Source organism: Psychrobacter communis (genome assembly GCF_014836505.1).
Classification (GTDB): domain Bacteria; phylum Pseudomonadota; class Gammaproteobacteria; order Pseudomonadales; family Moraxellaceae; genus Psychrobacter; species Psychrobacter faecalis.
The window spans coordinates 27633-44847 of record NZ_JACSQR010000018.1 but is presented as its reverse complement, the minus strand read 5'-3'; the positions used below and the strand labels follow the sequence as shown (position 1 = coordinate 44847).

Annotated in this window: 12 protein-coding genes; 3 read left to right on the top strand and 9 right to left on the bottom strand. The window is 43.0% G+C overall.

The genetic code is table 11. The features are described from left to right. Positions 1 to 113: 113 nt before the first annotated feature. The 3 genes from H9653_RS07745 to H9653_RS07735 form a co-directional block, all read right to left on the bottom strand. On the bottom strand, positions 114 to 638 hold the full coding sequence (locus H9653_RS07745) for a TPM domain-containing protein (RefSeq protein ID WP_068408537.1): 525 nt from the start codon (positions 636 to 638) through the stop codon (positions 114 to 116). A gap of 86 nt (positions 639 to 724) precedes the next feature. Continuing rightward, a complete protein-coding gene (locus tag H9653_RS07740) occupies positions 725 to 1903 on the bottom strand; it encodes a TPM domain-containing protein (RefSeq protein ID WP_191691666.1) in 1179 nt (392 codons plus the stop codon). Positions 1904 to 2112: 209 nt separating this feature from the next. Further along, positions 2113 to 2745 carry a LemA family protein gene (locus H9653_RS07735; RefSeq protein ID WP_144296370.1) on the bottom strand — a complete coding sequence of 211 codons (633 nt, stop codon included), beginning with the start codon at positions 2743 to 2745 and terminating at the stop codon, positions 2113 to 2115. A gap of 974 nt (positions 2746 to 3719) precedes the next feature. On the opposite strand from H9653_RS07735, the gene H9653_RS07730 reads away from it, so the two are divergent. Next, the gene (locus H9653_RS07730; RefSeq protein ID WP_191691665.1) at positions 3720 to 5270 is read left to right on the top strand and encodes an alanine/glycine:cation symporter family protein; all 1551 of its coding nucleotides are present in this window, start codon (positions 3720 to 3722) and stop codon (positions 5268 to 5270) included. A gap of 364 nt (positions 5271 to 5634) precedes the next feature. Here H9653_RS07730 and H9653_RS07725 read toward each other — a convergent pair whose 3' ends face one another. Continuing rightward, on the bottom strand, positions 5635 to 6255 hold the full coding sequence (locus H9653_RS07725) for a fasciclin domain-containing protein (RefSeq protein ID WP_191691664.1): 621 nt from the start codon (positions 6253 to 6255) through the stop codon (positions 5635 to 5637). 396 nt (positions 6256 to 6651) lie between these two features. Further along, entirely contained in the window at positions 6652 to 7206 is a 555-nt protein-coding gene (locus H9653_RS07720) for a fasciclin domain-containing protein (protein WP_191691662.1), read from the bottom strand. Between the two features lie 952 nt (positions 7207 to 8158). Here H9653_RS07720 and metH point away from each other — a divergent pair. Continuing rightward, positions 8159 to 11800: a methionine synthase gene (gene metH, locus H9653_RS07715; protein ID WP_404814808.1), complete on the top strand. Its 3642-nt coding sequence runs from the start codon at positions 8159 to 8161 to the stop codon at positions 11798 to 11800. A gap of 322 nt (positions 11801 to 12122) precedes the next feature. After that, positions 12123 to 13655 carry a hypothetical protein gene (locus H9653_RS07710; RefSeq protein WP_191691660.1) on the top strand — a complete coding sequence of 511 codons (1533 nt, stop codon included), beginning with the start codon at positions 12123 to 12125 and terminating at the stop codon, positions 13653 to 13655. A gap of 71 nt (positions 13656 to 13726) precedes the next feature. On the opposite strand, the gene H9653_RS07705 is transcribed toward H9653_RS07710, so the two are convergent. The 4 genes from H9653_RS07705 to H9653_RS07690 form a co-directional block, all read right to left on the bottom strand. Further along, positions 13727 to 13876, bottom strand: a complete 150-nt coding sequence (locus H9653_RS07705) for a DUF2256 domain-containing protein (RefSeq protein WP_082894404.1) — start codon at positions 13874 to 13876, stop codon at positions 13727 to 13729. A 27-nt stretch (positions 13877 to 13903) separates the two neighbouring features. Further along, positions 13904 to 14914 carry a PD40 domain-containing protein gene (locus H9653_RS07700; protein ID WP_191691658.1) on the bottom strand — a complete coding sequence of 337 codons (1011 nt, stop codon included), beginning with the start codon at positions 14912 to 14914 and terminating at the stop codon, positions 13904 to 13906. Positions 14915 to 15137: 223 nt separating this feature from the next. After that, positions 15138 to 15629 (bottom strand): META domain-containing protein, encoded by a 492-nt coding sequence (locus H9653_RS07695; protein WP_068408557.1) that lies wholly within the window; start codon positions 15627 to 15629, stop codon positions 15138 to 15140. 346 nt (positions 15630 to 15975) lie between these two features. Continuing rightward, complete coding sequence (locus H9653_RS07690) at positions 15976 to 17082, bottom strand: lipase secretion chaperone (RefSeq protein ID WP_068406695.1); 1107 nt, start codon at positions 17080 to 17082, stop codon at positions 15976 to 15978. Between the last annotated feature and the right edge of the window lie 133 nt (positions 17083 to 17215).

The window sequence follows — 17215 nt, the reverse complement described above, 5'->3', positions numbered from 1 at the left end:
CCTGTATCTAAACTTACTTGTTATTTCTTTAAGCGTTATTTTAAAAATGCTGTTAGTTTGAAAACTATTATTAAAGAAACTGCTATTTTGAAAACTATTATTTTAAAAAATTGCTATTTTAAAAACACCACAGTATCGGACAGCTCATTACCGGCAGGGTCATGTTCAAGATGATAATACTGACGCAATAACTGACCTACCTCATCCAATAACTCCATCAGACTTTCTTCAGTTTTTTGATTGGCGATACCTGAGACCGCTTTTTCGCACATGGCGCTCCAAACGGTTGGACTGACATGTGTGCTGATACCGCGGTCAGCGACGATTTCTAGCTTGTGCTCGCAAATATTGACATAAATCAAAACGCCGGTATTTTCTTCGGTATCCCACACGCGATATTCGCTAAATAAATCAATTGCTCGATCGCGGCAGTCAAGATGATAAGCATCTTGGATAGGTAAGTGATTTTCGATAATTAAAAACACCTCGCCGCGATGTCCGCGCTCAGCCAGCGTCACCTGCTCTGTCAGCCGAGCTTTGGCCGCGGGCGTGAGCCACTTGCTATGCAACATAGGGACAAACAGTACTTGACGCCACCAACGCGCAAAACTTGCCTGCGACGAATTGCTTTTTACCATTATATTATATCCTCAAGTACGCCATTGCTGGCAATTTTCTAATGTCTGAGCCTAATTTACCCTTCTTACTCTTATAGAAATCGCCTCTACCAAGAGCCGCCTGCCCCGCCGCCGCCAAAGCCGCCGCCACCGCCACCGAAGCCGCCACCACCAAAACCTCCGCCGCCGAAACCTCCACTACCACCGCCCATACCGGGCAGGAATACTATACCGCCGCCACCGCCGCGTCCTCCACGACCACCGCCTGAGCCACGCGAAATTAAAAACAGCCATATAAATATCGCCATAATTAACGTCATAAAGAAACCGCCGCCCAAGGCCAGCGAGCCTACAAAGAAACCGCCAGCGGTCAGGATAGAACCAAAGATGCGCCCAAAGATACTGGTAATAAAGCTACCAAATATCATTGCCATGACAAATAAAAACACTGGCGATGGGTTATCACCAATGTCATTTTGATTTTGACTGCGTTCGGCCGCTTGCGCATCGGCACGCGCCAATACTTCAGGATCAGCGGTCAGGCGCGTTTGCAGCGCGCCAACGCCCGCTAATATCCCAGCGCCATAGTCATTTTGCTTAAATAGCGGTGTGATATCTTCGCGAATAATACGGTTGACCGCCGAATCTGGCAACACCCCTTCTAGTCCGTAACCCGTTAAAATATAGATATTGCGGTCATTAACGGCAACGACCATTAGCAGGCCATCGTCAATGTCTTTATTACCCAGCTGCCATTTTTCGGCAACTTGTAGCGCATAATCAAAGATTGGCATGCCATTGGTGGTCGGTACAATGACCACCGCAGCTTGCGCCAAACCTTGCTGATAAATGCCTCTTAGCTGCGCCTCTAAACGCTGCTTTTCTTGCGGGTTTAAGATATTGGCTTGGTCGATAACTGGCGAGTTTAAGATGAGCTTATCGGCATCGACACCCTGAGCGCTTGATTGTACAGGCGAACGATTAGAAGTTGTTGAGGTGGTCGTATTACTATCGGAATTAGCAGCATTAGGATTGATAGCATCATTGCCAAGAACAGCTTCGTTAATTGCTTCGTTACCTAAGACGGCATCGTTGATGGCTTCATTAGTTTCGGCAGCTTTTGCAATCGCTACCAATTCCTCGACACTACGGTTTTGCATATCTGAAGTGCTATCGCTAGCAACCGCCGTATTATTATTAGCATCGGGTGCTGCATGCAGCAGCGAGCCACTCCCAATACTTAGAGTAAATAATAATGCGGATAATAGTGCTGTTGAATGCTTCATCTAATCTATACCACCTCAAATGACATCTGTACTAATAAATGACGACAAAACCAACTGCTATAAACGACAACAAAAAAAACGACTGATGATTAAGGCGTTCTATCATTTTTGAGCCAATAAACGGACTGTTAAATAAACGCACTGTCATATAAACAGTAGCATTTATACGCCATCATGGTAGATAGAACGCCTAAACTGAAAACTTTGCTTTACTGCGCCGTCTGCGCATTATCGTCGCCGAAGTTGACACTTGGTGCAGTCGATATTTCTTTTTCATTGGCAACGCTAAAGTTTGGTTTGGCGTCCATGCCAAATACTTTGGCCGTAATATTGGTTGGGAACTGACGCACGGTAGTGTTATAACCTTGAACTTCTTGGATATAACGGTTACGCGCCACCGTAATACGGTTTTCTGTACCTTCCAGCTGCGCCTGCAAATCTTGGAACAAAGCATCAGATTTTAGCTCAGGATAGCGCTCAGAAACCGCCATCAAACGCGATAGCGCGCCAGTCATCTGATCTTGGGCAGCCGCATAGCGCTCCATTGCTTCAGGGTCATTGAGCAGCTCTGGCGTGACTGTAATACCGCCCGCTTGTGAGCGCGCTGCCGCGACTTGGGTAAACACCTCTTGCTCTTGCTTAGCATATTGCTGCACGACTTTGACCAGGTTTGGTACTAAGTCAGAACGACGCTGATATTGGTTGACCACTTCTGACCAAGCCGCGGTGACCTGCTCATCTTGCGCCTGCAAATTGTTATAGCCACAACCGCTCAAACCAACAGTAGAGGTCGCTAATACTGCTGATAGCAACATAGGTTTTAAAAAAGATTTACGCGTCATCGTTGACTCTCCTAATGATAAATAACAAACAAAACGTTTTTTAATCGCTTTTTTTAATGTTAACCACTTATATGCACTTATAGTTTATCGCCTACTGGATTTTATAACCGACAGTTTCGCAGCTAACCGTTTCATGGCGTGAATATCGCAGCAGCAATATATTGTGCTAATAATGGCGCTATACCGTCACTTTTACAATTCATCGTTACCAAAACACAACCGCAAAGCAGCGTTTATCGTAGGGCTGTGGCGCATTTTTCGGCATTTAGCACTGCTGTTAACGCGACTGTCTTTTAAGCCCCCATTAACGGTTAATTAAAAAGTATTGGCCAATACAAGATAAATAGAAGATTTTTTGACCTTGTATAAGCAATCGAGCAAAGAAAACCATTTATAAATGAACACCCTTATAAAGAAAATTCTAGTAATTGCCTAAAAAATATGGCAAATTGCAGTTACGTAGCCGTACGGTTTGAATACATTTGGTAGTGGACTTATAAGAATTTTGGTACTAGCTGCGTGTCAATGTCGCATCAAAAAGGATTGATAAACGACTAAAGACTGCTCTATTACCTTACTCTACCATGTAAGTGTAGCCAGCTGATACGACTCATAAAAAGTTAAGTACCATCTTCTTGCTTACTGAGATGATGGTTATTTATATTATAACCGCCTGTTTTATCCACTGGTTTATTTTAAGCGCTTTACATAAAAGCAGCCTTAATAAACCATCAACGCTGATAAGCGGTTGCATACGCTCATTATTGTTCATAAACCAGACGGATAACAGCAGACAACTACAGTCCATCCTTAGTGGCTAAGCGCGTATGAAACTTAATCTGTAAGGAGAATTTCTACCGCAGTTAAGTGCATGCAGATTATTTGAGTGGTTGGTTTTAATAAGGATATTAAAGCTGGTCTACTCTTAGCATCATCATATATAGCCACTTTGAGACAGTACTAGGAATATACATATGGAAGGTTTAGTCGATTTAGTAAACGGAATTATCTGGAGCCCAGCATTGGTTTATCTCTGCTTGGGCGCAGGTTTATTTTATTCCATCATGACGCGCTTCGTACAAGTACGTTTATTCGGGGAAATGATTACCTTACTTTTTACCGGTAAATCAAGTGCACAGGGTATTTCATCATTTCAGGCACTCGCCGTATCCCTAGCGGGGCGTGTGGGTATGGGTAACATCGCTGGGGTCGCTGCCGCTATTGGTTTCGGTGGTCCTGGTGCAGTATTTTGGATGTGGGTTGTGGCTTTCTTAGGCGCATCTACTTCTTATGTCGAAGCAACCCTTGCACAGATTTATAAAGAAAAAGACGTCATCACTGGCGAATACCGCGGCGGTCCAGCTTACTATTTTGAGCGCGCCCTTGGTCAACGCTGGTATGGCATTCTTTTTGCCGTCGCGTCTATCTTAGCTTGCGGTATGTTCTTACCGGGCGTACAAGCAAACGGCGTTATCAGCGCGTTTGCCCAAGTCATGGGTGAAGGCACGCCGATGAATATCATGGGCTTAGAAGTTGGCTCTATGCGCTTGGTCGGTCTTGCTATCATTTTGGTCATCTTAGGTACTATTATCTTTGGTGGTATCAAACGTATCGCAACCTTTACCGAGTATGCTGTTCCTTTTATGGCACTCGGTTATATTGGCCTTGCACTCGTCATTATGTTTACCAATTATCAGATGATTCCAGAAGTTTTCGGCTTGATTATCAGTGATGCGTTTACCGCACAAGCAGGCTTTGGTGCCGCTATCGGTTGGGGTGTCAAACGTGGTATTTACTCTAACGAAGCGGGTCAAGGTACAGGTCCTCACGCTGCGGCTGCTGCGGAAGTTGAGCATCCATCACAGCAAGGTTTGGTACAAGCGTTCTCAGTGTATGTTGATACCTTATTAGTCTGTTCTGCGACTGCGTTTATGATCATTACCATGGGTACTTATAATATCCAAGGTACACTACCAGACGGTCAATTCATCGTACAAAACGTCGCAGCTGGTGTTGAGATCAACTCGCCTGCCTTTACGCAGATGGCAATGGAAACCATGTACGGTCAATTTGGTAATATCTTTATTGCCGTTGCGGTCTTCTTCTTTGCCTTTACCACCATCTTGGCGTACTACTATATCGCTGAAGTAAACGTCGCTTACTTGACACGCTTTATCAGTCGCGGCGCTAATAGAACTGGTCTATTCTTAGTTAAAATCTTAATCATGGTGATGGTTGCCTACGGTGGACTTAACTCTGCAGGCTACATTTGGGATATCGGTGATATTGGCGTAGGCCTAATGGCGTGGTTAAATATCGTTGGTATTTTGGTTATCTTTATTGTCGCGCGTCCAACGCTGACTATGCTTAGAGATTATGAAGCACAGCGTAAAGCAGGCGTGAAGCACTATACCTTTGATCCAGCAAAATTCGGTATCAAAAATGCGCCGTATTGGGAAGAGCGTCATCTAAAGCAGCAACAAAGAATGGCAGCTCAAGACCCACTACATAAAGAACGTCTATAGCTTACTGAGCTATAATGTTATCTAAGCAGTATTGATGACACTACAAGCATCGATAAAACAAAAAGCCTGAGGCAATGGTCTCAGGCTTTTTTATTGGTCGATTTATTTCAAAATCGTTACAGAATGAGTGAAAAGTAATATCGATACATCACGCACTGCTGATATCAATTTTTCTTGCTTGCTGGGCCTGCGCAGACAGAGGCTACAAAAAATTGATATCAGCAATACCGTAGCGTTTTTAGAATATCTTGACTATACAGGGCGACTGAGATAAATCTTTCATCAGTAAGCAGACATAAAAAAGCCCAGCTTTATAGCTAGGCTTTTTGCATTTTAAAGTAAGACTGGTGTGAATCGCTGATCCTTATTTAGGCAATAAAACTGTATCAATTACATGGACCACACCGTTGGTTGCCATCATATCGGTGCCAACGATATTAGCGGTGTTACCACTGGCATCGGTAATCACGTTAGCATCACTGATAGAGATGGTTTGACCGTTTGCCGTGTCGATAGCGGTACCATAAGGGATGTCAGCAGCTTTAACCACCATCGGTACGACATGATACGTCAATACGCTAGTTAGCAACTCTTTATTACCGAGCAATTCCTCTTTAGTGACGTTCAGTTTGGTCAACAAAGCAGCAAAAGCATCATCGGTTGGGGCGAATACCGTGTACTGACCTTCTGCCATCATCATGTCATCAAGCTCAGCCGCTTGCAGCGCTTCGGTTAGGATGGTTAGATTCTCATTACCAGCAGCCATCTCACCGATACTTTGCGTCGCTGCCGCATCTACAGGCATCGCATCATTAGACTCAGCCACTGCTTCAGCTGGCATATCTGTAGTAGTTTCTGGCTCAACGGCTACGTCAGTAGTTGCGGCTGGCTCAACTGGCTCAGTAACGGCTTCTTTATCGTTACAGGCCGCCAATGACATGGCAGCGGTAACGACAGCGATAGATAATAAATTCTTTTTTAACATAGGTCATTCCTTTGAAATAACGGGTTTATAGATGGTGTTTTTTAATTTTAGAACTGTTTTGGTTTTAGAGCTCTTAAATTTAGATACGGATATAAATACTGATAAATAAAAGCTTCTAAATAAAAGTTTTAGTAAATGAGCAAGGATTTAAGTAATATCACTCGATGCCTACTATCTTAGCTGATTATTTTTTGCTTACTGCTGACTTAGGTAGCAACACTGTATCGATCGCGTATAGCACCCCATTGCTAGGCTAAAAAAGAATATTAATTTATAACCTAGCAATGGTGATATAGCATTTGAATCTGCCTACTACCTAAGGAAATAATTTGTCGCTTTTTTACTGCTTATTTAGGTAATAATTTATTTAAGCAATAAGATTATTTAGGCGGTAGGTTATTTAGGCAGCAACACTCTATCAATCACATGTATCACACCATTACTCGCCGCGATATCTGTTTTTAAAATCTTGGTAGTACGACCATTTTCATCCATTAATCGGCCTTGTGGTGTAATCACCAGCGTGTCATTACTAAGCATAGTGTAATTACCCGGTCTGACGTGTTTTTGATAAACAGGCGTATTACCTTTAAGCACATGATAGGTCAAGATTTTAGTCAACAACGGCTTGTTGGAAAACAGCTCAGCTTTGGTCATGCCGGTTTCTTGTAACGCTTGCACAAAAGCGGCATTGGTCGGAGCCAGTATCGTGTAGCTAGCACTGGTATCGGTCAGCGCGCCTGCCAAACCTGCTGCTTGCAAGGCTTCTACTAGTAGTGAGAAATCAGGATTACTTTGAGCAATCTGTACCACGTTCATATTGGCAGTTGGTTGGCTGTGCATGGGCGCTGTTGTGGCAGGGCTTTTGGTTGGCATCATATTATTACAAGCGCTAAGGCCTGCAATTGAAAGGGCTAAGGTGCCAAGAGTGGCGATTTTGATCAGTTTCATAACATTGTCCTTAATGATTGAATGACTGCATAGTTTAATAAATGAATAGTTTACTGATTACAATTTATTGATTTTTATTACGGTCTTACGGTCAGATTGTCTTTCCTTAAAATCCTTGCCTATTCCGTTTTTAATTCTTAATTGCTAACCACTCTCAAATAAAAACCATTAACAGTTACTAATAAGCATTGCTTATGAAACGTCAATCCTTCTGAAATTAAATTAACATATCACAAAGCATTATAAACTTGCGTTTAGGCTAATTTTTGTAGCTTACGTGTAAACCAAAGCAGTTTAATAAAACCTCGTATAAATAGCTGCTTTATAAATACAAATCAAAGCTTTAGGTAATCGTCTACTGAAATGATATTCATTTGTTCCAAGCGGCGTTATGCAATAGAATTTGTTATAACTGTATTTTTAATTTGGTACTTTTAATAGTGTGCTAGCTTTTAATACCATGCTCATTTCGTGCACCGATAGTTGGTCATAGTAATCCATTTTTGTTATTTTCAAATACGATGCCGTCAGTGATAGTGCCGAAATGGAATAAGCGGAATAAGCACAATTCCGCGAGTAATAGCCGTTTCGTGCTAGAATAATCCAGATTTGCTTATCGATTTTTAAGCCAAATTTTTATCAATACTATTGTTTTGTACACCCTATTTTATAAGTAGCTAACTTAGTAAGCTCGCCCTAAAAACTTTGAACACTTTATCTTCTTCCTTTTCTTATCTTAACTCTAATAAGCAGCGCTCCTATGACTCAAACCACCACCCCACCGACCTGTTCTCATAATCATACTGGTGTCATCAATACCAATACAGCCAATGCCACCAATGTATCAAGCACGGCTAGTGACTTTATTTTGACGCCGCCTGCTGTATTTCCTTATAAAGCGCAGCAGTTAACCGCGCGCGCTCGTATTACTGAGCAGCTGGCGGCGCGGATTATGATGTTAGATGGCGCGATGGGCACCCATATTCAGACCTTTAAGTTAGAGGAAGCCGATTATCGCGGCGAGCGTTTTGCCGATATTGAGCAAGATGTACGCGGTAATAACGATTTGTTGGTGCTCACGCAGCCGCAGATGATTAAAGAGATTCATAGCGCGCACCTAAAAGCAGGTGCCGATATCATTGAAACCAATAGCTTTAACGGTACGCGCCTATCGATGGCCGACTACGACATGCAGCACCTCGTGCCTGAGCTCAATAAAACCGCTGCGAGAATTGCCCGCGAAGCTGCTGATGAATACACCGCTAAGACCCCAGAAAAGCCGCGCTTTGTGGCAGGCGTTATTGGGCCGACGTCGCGCACCTGTTCATTATCCCCTGACGTCAATGACCCCGCCTTTCGGAATATCACCTTTGATGAGTTGGTGCTTAATTACCGTGAGGCGACGCTGGCCTTGATAGAAGGCGGCGTCGATATCCTGTTAATCGAGACCATTTTTGATACGCTAAATGCAAAGGCTGCAATCTTTGCGGTCACGGGCGTGTTTGATGATATTGGTTTTGAATTGCCGATTATGATTTCGGGAACGATTACCGATGCCTCAGGTCGGACGCTTTCAGGTCAAACGGCTGAGGCGTTTTATAACTCGATTCGCCATGCTAAGCCCTTATCGGTTGGTTTTAACTGTGCGCTTGGTGCTGATGCACTGCGTCCGCATATTCAAACGCTGTCAAATATTGCCAATACTTATGTCTCCGCCCATCCAAACGCAGGTTTACCCAATGAGTTTGGTGAGTACGATGAAACACCTGAGCAAACGGCGGCCCTGCTCGAAGGTTTTGCCAAAGCTGGCATTCTAAATATCGTCGGCGGCTGCTGCGGTACCACGCCTGAGCATATTCGCCTAATTGCGGAGATGGTCGCCAATTACCCGCCACGCGTGATACCTGAAATCTCTCCTGCTTGCCGCTTATCGGGACTTGAGCCATTTACCATTACCCCTGAAAGCTTATTCGTTAACGTCGGTGAGCGTACCAACGTGACGGGCTCAAAGAAATTCCTACGCTTGATTAAAACCGAAGCTTATACCGAAGCACTCGATGTCGCGCGTGACCAAGTCGAGGGCGGCGCACAAATCGTCGATATCAATATGGACGAGGGTATGCTCGACTCCAAACAGGCGATGATTCATTTCGTCAATTTGGTCTCTGGTGAGCCGGATATCAGCCGCGTGCCCTTGATGATTGACTCCTCTAAATGGGACATTATCGAAGAAGGACTTAAACGCATTCAAGGTAAATCCGTCGTCAACTCTATCTCGTTAAAAGAAGGCCATGCTGAGTTCGTCGAACGCGCCAAGCTTTGTATGCGCTATGGCGCAGCGGTCATCGTCATGGCTTTTGATGAGGACGGTCAGGCCGATACCTATGAGCGCAAAATCGAGATTTGTCAGCGCAGTTATGATGTCTTGGTCAATGAAGTCGGCTTCCCTAGCGAGGATATCATCTTTGACCCAAATATCTTTGCGGTTGCAACCGGTATTACCGAGCATAATAATTACGGCGCTGACTTTATCAATGCCACCAAATGGATAACCGATAACCTGCCAAACGCCATGGTATCGGGCGGTGTATCGAACGTGTCGTTTAGTTTCCGTGGCAACCCGATTCGTGAAGCCATCAATTCAGTCTTTCTATACCATGCAATTCAAAACGGCTTAACCATGGGTATCGTCAATCCAGCTATGCTGGAGGTTTATGATGACATTCCCGAGGAAGCTCGCGACGCCATCGAAGATGTGATGCTCAACCGCAACCAAGGCGAAAGTGGTCAAGAGGCGACCGAACGTTTGATGACCATCGCTGAAAGCTATCAAGACGGCGGTAAGAAAAAAGACAGCACCATCGATATGTCATGGCGCGAAGGCACGGTCGAAGAGCGCATTGCCCATGCATTGGTAAAAGGTATCACCACCTTTATAGATGCCGATACCAAAGAGGCGTGGGAGAAATATCCTAAGCCACTAGAAGTCATCGAAGGGCCATTAATGGACGGCATGAATATCGTCGGCGACTTATTTGGCGCGGGTAAAATGTTCTTACCACAAGTGGTAAAATCTGCCCGCGTCATGAAACAATCAGTCGCTTGGCTCAACCCTTATATCGAAGCGGAAAAAGTTGAGGGCGAAAAGAAAGGTAAAATCCTTATGGCGACGGTCAAAGGTGACGTCCATGATATCGGCAAAAACATCGTCGGCGTGGTCCTTGGCTGTAACGGCTATGAAATCCTCGATCTTGGCGTGATGGTACCGTGTGAAAAAATCCTCGATACCGCGCTTGCAGAAGAAGTTGATATCATCGGTTTATCAGGTCTGATCACCCCAAGTCTCGATGAGATGGTCTATGTCGCCAAGCAAATGCAAGAACGCGGCATGACCCTACCCTTGATGATTGGAGGGGCAACAACCTCTAAAGCGCATACGGCAGTAAAAGTCGAACCTCAATACCAAAACGATGCGGTTATTTATGTATCAGACGCTTCACGCTCAGTTGGCGTCGTCACTAAGCTACTATCCAAAGAGCACCGTCAAGGCCTCATCAATGAGACGCGTGAAGAGTACATCAAAGTACGTGAACGTCTCGCTAAACGCCAACCAAAAGCGGCGAAAATCTCTTATGTTGAGTCGATTGAGCTTGGTTTTCAGTACGATTGGGACAACTATGTACCGCCAGTGCCAAATAAGCTAGGTCAAGTCATTCTTGATGATTACCCGATTACCAATATATTGCCTTATATCGACTGGACGCCGTTCTTTATCTCTTGGGGCTTGGCGGGTAAATACCCAAAAATCTTGCAAGATGATGTGGTTGGTGAAGCCGCGCGTGATTTGTTTGATAATGCCAATGACTTGATGCAAAAGATGATTGATGAAAAGTTAATCGTCGCTAAAGGCGTGTTTAAACTCATGCCAGCTAAGCGCACTGGCGCGGATACCGTTACTGTCTATGATAAAGCACCAACTGATGGCGGCACAGCAGAATATCAATTTGAGCATTTGCGTCAACAGTCAGATAAAGCCAGCGGCAAGCCAAACTTTAGCTTGGCAGACTTTATCTCGCCATCAGTTGCGCATACCGATTATCTTGGCGGTTTTACCGTCTCTATCGTTGGCACAGAGGCGCTTGCTGAGCAGTACAAAGCAGCTGGCGACGACTATAATGCCATCATGACCCAAGCCTTATCTGACCGCTTAGCGGAAGCCTTTGCCGAACATTTACATGAGCTCATACGTAAAGAGTACTGGGGTTATCAGGCTGACGAGAATCTAACCAATGACGAGATGATCAAAGAAAAATACGTCGGTATCCGTCCTGCGCCTGGCTACCCTGCTTGCCCTGAGCATACCGAAAAAGGCAAGTTATTTGAGTGGATTGGTACGGGCGATGCTATCGGTACTAAGCTCACCGAAAGCTATGCGATGTGGCCTGCGTCATCGGTCAGTGGTTTCTACTACTCGCATCCTAATAGCGAGTACTTTAACGTCGGTAAAATCAGTACCGATCAGTTAGAAAGCTATGCTGAGCGTAAAGGCTGGGATATGAAAACGGCTGAGAAATGGTTAAATCCGAATTTGTAAAAAAACTCATTTAAATATAACGTTTAATCATACCGTCATACCTCCTATCTCATTTAATAAAGATGCTATAGGAGATGTGGCGGTATTTTTTTATGTCCACTTTCTATCTGCTGACATTCAATACTAACGTTACTTACCGACCTTTTTAAGCTATTAAAACGCATAAATACTTTTTTTGGTTGGATTCACTAAAAATATTTGTTATATTCATAAAAAAACATTTATATATAATAAAAATTAAATACTTTAAAAAAGAAGGGACAAGGACGTCGTTTGTATAGCCGCCAAGATTTTACATTTTTCATTCAAGGAGAGATAAAAAATGAAATCATTTAAATTAGCATTATTAGCCATCACTACTTCTCTGCTCTTACAAGGATGTAATGATGATTCCGATTCCTATCAGCCACCTTCACAGCCACCTGATATTAAATCTGAAATGACAGGACTTTGGACTAGCAATGATACCGAAAGTGATCTTTTGGCTCTAGCTTTCTTCGAAGATGGTTCTTATATTCATGTAGAGGTAGAAAACAAGCCTGAACCTCTATTAAGACAAGCTTTTACAATCCAGTCAGGAAACGTTGCAAATGATGGCATGGAGTGGGGGAAATATACTATAGACAATAAAACAGGAGCATTGAAGGTTAATCAAATTTTCGATGATAATGGTGAAAACGGTCTATCAGAAAACCTGACTCAGTATATTTCAGTATCTGAAGGGATACTTACCATTCAGATTGATGAGAATAATAATGGCGTTATAGATAGCAATGAGTCTTTCAGTTTCTCAAAAGCTAAAAATGACGGATATTTAGGAATTTGGAGAGGCGAGGAAACAGAGGACGAGTTAGAGTCAGTTGCTTTTTTTGAAGATGGTACTTATATTCAGCTTAAAGTTGATGCAGAAAAATCATTAGATAACCCAGAAAACGGTATGGAGTGGGGTAATTATACCGTTGACGCTAACACGGATAGATTGGAAACCAGTCAAATCTTTGATGATAATGGTATCTCAGGATTTTCAGAACCTCTTACACGCTACCTTAAAGCATCTAGTGGCGAACTTACACTTGACGTTGATGAGAATCAGAATGGCGTTATAGATGAAAATGAATCCTTTGATTTTTCGAAAAACAGACCTATTGTAATGCCAACGTCTAAAAAACTTATAGGGCTTTGGGAAAATAAAGATACTAGCAATGATTTATTAGCGTTAGCATTCTTTGATGACGGCACCTATGTTCATATGGAAGTTGACGAAAGGCCACCTTTTGACAACCCTAATAATGAGAAGTCTGGTATGGAATGGGGTAGATTTACTTTAAATGATAAAACAGGAGAATTAAAAGTAAATCAGATTTTCGATAATAATGGCGACACTGGATTATCAGATATTCTTATCCGATACGCTCGAATATCTGGTGACACCCTGACTCTGGAAGTTGATGAAAATAGAAATGGTGCAATAGATAATGATGAGTCTTTTAAATTCGAAAAGGCCAAGTCTGAAAAAATAGTAGGACTTTGGAGAAATAAAGACACTAACAATGAGCTATTGGCATTAGCATTTTTCGATGATGGCACCTATGTTCACATGGAAGTCGACAATGCACCACCTTTCGATAATATGGATAAAGAAATATCCGGTATGGAGTGGGGAAACTATACTATCAATGGCATAACAGGAGCATTAACAGTTAATCAAATACTAGATAACAATGGTAGTACTGGATTGTCAGATGCTCTATCTCGGTATGTAAGAGTAAATGATAAACGACTGACGCTTGAAGTTGATGAAAATAAGAATGGCATCATAGACGATGATGAGTTTTTCCATTTTCAGCGCCAGTAATGATCAAAACCAATTGTAATTTTGAAAGTAAAGTTTAGCCACTTTAATAAGTGGCTAAACTCTTTGAGTCATTAATATTCATTATTTACCTTCCCTCGCCGACACTTTTCAGAACAATAAGTCACCTGCTCCCAATCCCTCTCCCACTTTTTGCGCCACGTAAACGGTCGCTGGCAAACAGGGCAGATTTTTTGCGGTAGGTTTACTTTTTTGTGCGCCATGATATTTACCTTTACATTAAAAATTTTTTACCGACCCCAAATCGGTGAGCGCACAACGCCGCCCGTCTTACTGCTAATCGCGTAGCTTGAATGGCCAGCTAAAGAATGAATCACTAAACTGCTACCATTTTGACCGCTCACTTGCGAAAGCTTTGTGGGATAAACGGCGTACTGTGCAGAAGGCGACAGACGCGCGGGCTCATCAAGTCCTGTCTCAGCTAGATTAATTACTTGCCCTGTCACAAGTGTCATTACCGCCGCCTTACGACCATTAAGATAGGCTAAATACTGTCCATCCAAGCTCAGTTGCGGACTGGCCGCATAGCCTGCGGTCGGTATCAATGTCGCCTTACCGGTAGCAAAGTGATAACGATAAATACTGGGACGACCAGCGCGGACTTTATCGCTGGTATAAACAAAGCTTTGCCCATCGTTTGCATAGCTTGGCTGCACTTCTGTGCTCGGTAAGGTTGTGAGCTGTTTGGTATGCCCGTCACTTAAGCGCATCTCATAGATATCAGCATTGCCGCCGACGGTTGAGCTATAAAGCAGTTTTTGCCCATTAGGTGAAAATGATGCTGATAAGTTACTGCCCTCAGTATTGACGATTAAATTTTGGGTGTTGCTGTTGCGATCATAAGTATAAATCTTGGGAGACTGGCGCGCGACTTGTTTGCTATAGACGATCATTTGACCATCCGCAGACCACGCTGGCGCATAAATATAACCATTCAACTGATCTATCAATTGGCGGTCGCTACCATCAGGACGAATGCTATATAGCGTTGATATCTTTGCTGCGCCTGCTCCCTGCTCTTCGACATAAGCGATGCGCCCTTGCCGATCTATCGCTGGCATGCGCGCCGTTAGAGGATTACTCGCACTTGTATCAATAGGTGTTTTGGTTGCATGATTCGCTTTAGCCATCGTACTTGGCAACGTTTGACAGCCCGTTAATAGACCAAAAGCCGTTATCGCCGTGATGCCAGTTATTGTGCGTAGGTTGACAGTTGATTTTTCTCCAAATATTTCTAACATAAATGACATCCAATAAAATGCTGATAAATACAAAATGAGAGTTTTGATAAGGTTAAAAAGTTGATGGCATAAGAAATATCTTAATGGCTTAAACATTTGACCTTAGCGACTTATGACAGTGTAGCGGAAAGCGTCACGAATTTTAGATAAAAAAAATGCCCCACTGTTTAGTGAGGCATTTTTAAATGGTCAGATTTTAAAACGTTTATATTAAACGATTAACTTATTTAGAAACGGCTTTAAAATGAGCCACTTGATTGCTATTAGTAATCGTCAAGATAGGTGTGTTATTGGCATTCTTATTAATGCTATATTTACCTTGTACCGTTGCAAGTGTCGCTGTATCAAAGCTGGCTTGTGGCTCAGGGCACGCCATCATTGTTGATAAAACATTACCGAGTACGACATTGCCATTTACCACACTATAGTTGGCACCCATATTATTGCAGGTATTGATAAAGCTCACGCGGTCATTACCGTTATCTTTAAAAAAATTAAGCGTCAATGGTTTGCTTGGATCAAAGAATAATTGGCTAACTTTGTCGCCATTAGTGCGCTTAGCATCGACAAGCTGCCAGTTATACGCTTGTAGGGCGTCAACAGTAATTGGCTGGGTCACAGGCGCGGTCACGCTAGGTGTGGTTTGGCAGCCAGCAGCAGCAAGTGTACCAACCGCAAGGGTAGCAGCCATCATCATTTTAGTCATGTTTTTCATATAAACTCCTAGAGGTTTCAAATATAAAAATAAGAGTGCAAAGGTAAAAAAATATTGTTTTTATCATATTAAGCAGCATTTTCTCAGGTTAATGTGCTCTGCTTAATGTGTTTTTATCGTTAGTCTAAACAGTGAGGTTATTATGCCCATTTTTCATAAGCCTGTCATGATAGATTGAGTACCAATTACCGCTATATTTGTTCTACTTTATAGCTTTTTTGCTAACATACCTTGTTACAATACCTATTCCCTGCTAGCACTTTAGCTAATAACACTATTTAGAGTGCTGATAATTCAATTTCACCGTTAAATACTTTTTATTTTTACCTAAAAATTAACATCGGATTTAATTGGGAGTTGCAGCCTTTTGTTGTTGCAAAGCGGCATAACCTGCCAAACGTTTGCGTTCAGTCTCATTAAATAATTGCTGCTCCATTTGACTGATTCGGGCTTGCGCTTGCGTTTTATCAGCGCTTTGACTTAGTAGCTGCTGTTTTTGAGCTTGATACTGCTTAAAACGCTGATCAAAATGAGCATCTTGTTGATCGACCTGCGCAAGCCTTGCTGCTGCTGGCGCGCCAACCAACTCACGACGCATATTATATAACTCTTCAGCCGTTGCACCCATTGCTTGCAGCTGCTCTGTACGACTAAGTAACTCCTCCAGATTCGCCTGCTGAGCGATGTTGGCTTTGGTCGCATTATTGGGCATCCGGCTAATATAATCTTGCTTTGCCGCTTTTTTTTGGGCGTCAGACATTTGCTTATCTTGGTTAATTTTGACCATCGCCATACTATAATCATCATATTCATCTTCTGCGCCAAAAAAGGCGGTGATAGTATTTTTATCAAAATACTGCTGGCGTAATTTGGCAACATCTTGCTGCTGCTGCGCCACCACACTTAAATCCAGCTCGCCATTTTTGGTCGCCTGTAGTTGCAGATTGCCATAACGGCTTTCTATTGCAGGAATCGCTTTAAGATAGGCGATGTACTGGTCAAATATCTTCATCGCTTGGCTGGCGGCAGGCTCTGGCGTATGACTGCGGATATAACTCTCCACCCGCGCATAAACAACCGCTTCGTCCTCTTCGCCTAGCGCTGACAGAAAATAATCAAATAAACGCCGTAGCCCTTCGGTGACGACCAGCTGTTTATTTTCATCAATGATAATCTCTCCATCGACCTCCGTTCCTTGCAAGGAGCGCGGTAAATTCTCAAGACCCGTCGTAAATTGAGAAGCGTCTTGCTTAGCGAACGTGCCAACATTATTATTAACATTCGCCTCGTCTATGATGCTGACATTGGCTTGGCTATTCAGCGCCGTAGACTCTGTTTGAGAAAAAGGTTTGCGAGCATTATCGGGCTTAAACCACCAAATAATCGCCACAACTAAAATGATTATCACGGCGATAATGATGAGCAAAAATGGTGAACGGCGCTTAGTTGGCATAACGACACTATCTTATTTAATCAAGCGGTTTATAAGGAATTTACTATTCATAAAATGGGGCAAAATAAAAGGGCCCGTTACATAGTGACCCTTTTAGGCAAAAGCGGTTTATTTGCTAATTTACATTTAAGCC

Coding starts and splice junctions, on each gene's coding strand:
- H9653_RS07700 (WP_191691658.1), bottom strand. CDS start 14,914: ATGTTAGAAATATTTGGAGAAAAATCAACTGTCAACCTACGCACAATA.
- H9653_RS07730 (WP_191691665.1), top strand. CDS start 3,720: ATGGAAGGTTTAGTCGATTTAGTAAACGGAATTATCTGGAGCCCAGCA.
- H9653_RS07735 (WP_144296370.1), bottom strand. CDS start 2,745: ATGACGCGTAAATCTTTTTTAAAACCTATGTTGCTATCAGCAGTATTA.
- H9653_RS07695 (WP_068408557.1), bottom strand. CDS start 15,629: ATGAAAAACATGACTAAAATGATGATGGCTGCTACCCTTGCGGTTGGT.
- H9653_RS07740 (WP_191691666.1), bottom strand. CDS start 1,903: ATGAAGCATTCAACAGCACTATTATCCGCATTATTATTTACTCTAAGT.
- metH (WP_404814808.1), top strand. CDS start 8,159: ATGATGTTAGATGGCGCGATGGGCACCCATATTCAGACCTTTAAGTTA.
- H9653_RS07690 (WP_068406695.1), bottom strand. CDS start 17,082: ATGCCAACTAAGCGCCGTTCACCATTTTTGCTCATCATTATCGCCGTG.
- H9653_RS07710 (WP_191691660.1), top strand. CDS start 12,123: ATGAAATCATTTAAATTAGCATTATTAGCCATCACTACTTCTCTGCTC.
- H9653_RS07705 (WP_082894404.1), bottom strand. CDS start 13,876: ATGGCGCACAAAAAAGTAAACCTACCGCAAAAAATCTGCCCTGTTTGC.
- H9653_RS07720 (WP_191691662.1), bottom strand. CDS start 7,206: ATGAAACTGATCAAAATCGCCACTCTTGGCACCTTAGCCCTTTCAATT.
- H9653_RS07725 (WP_191691664.1), bottom strand. CDS start 6,255: ATGTTAAAAAAGAATTTATTATCTATCGCTGTCGTTACCGCTGCCATG.
- H9653_RS07745 (WP_068408537.1), bottom strand. CDS start 638: ATGGTAAAAAGCAATTCGTCGCAGGCAAGTTTTGCGCGTTGGTGGCGT.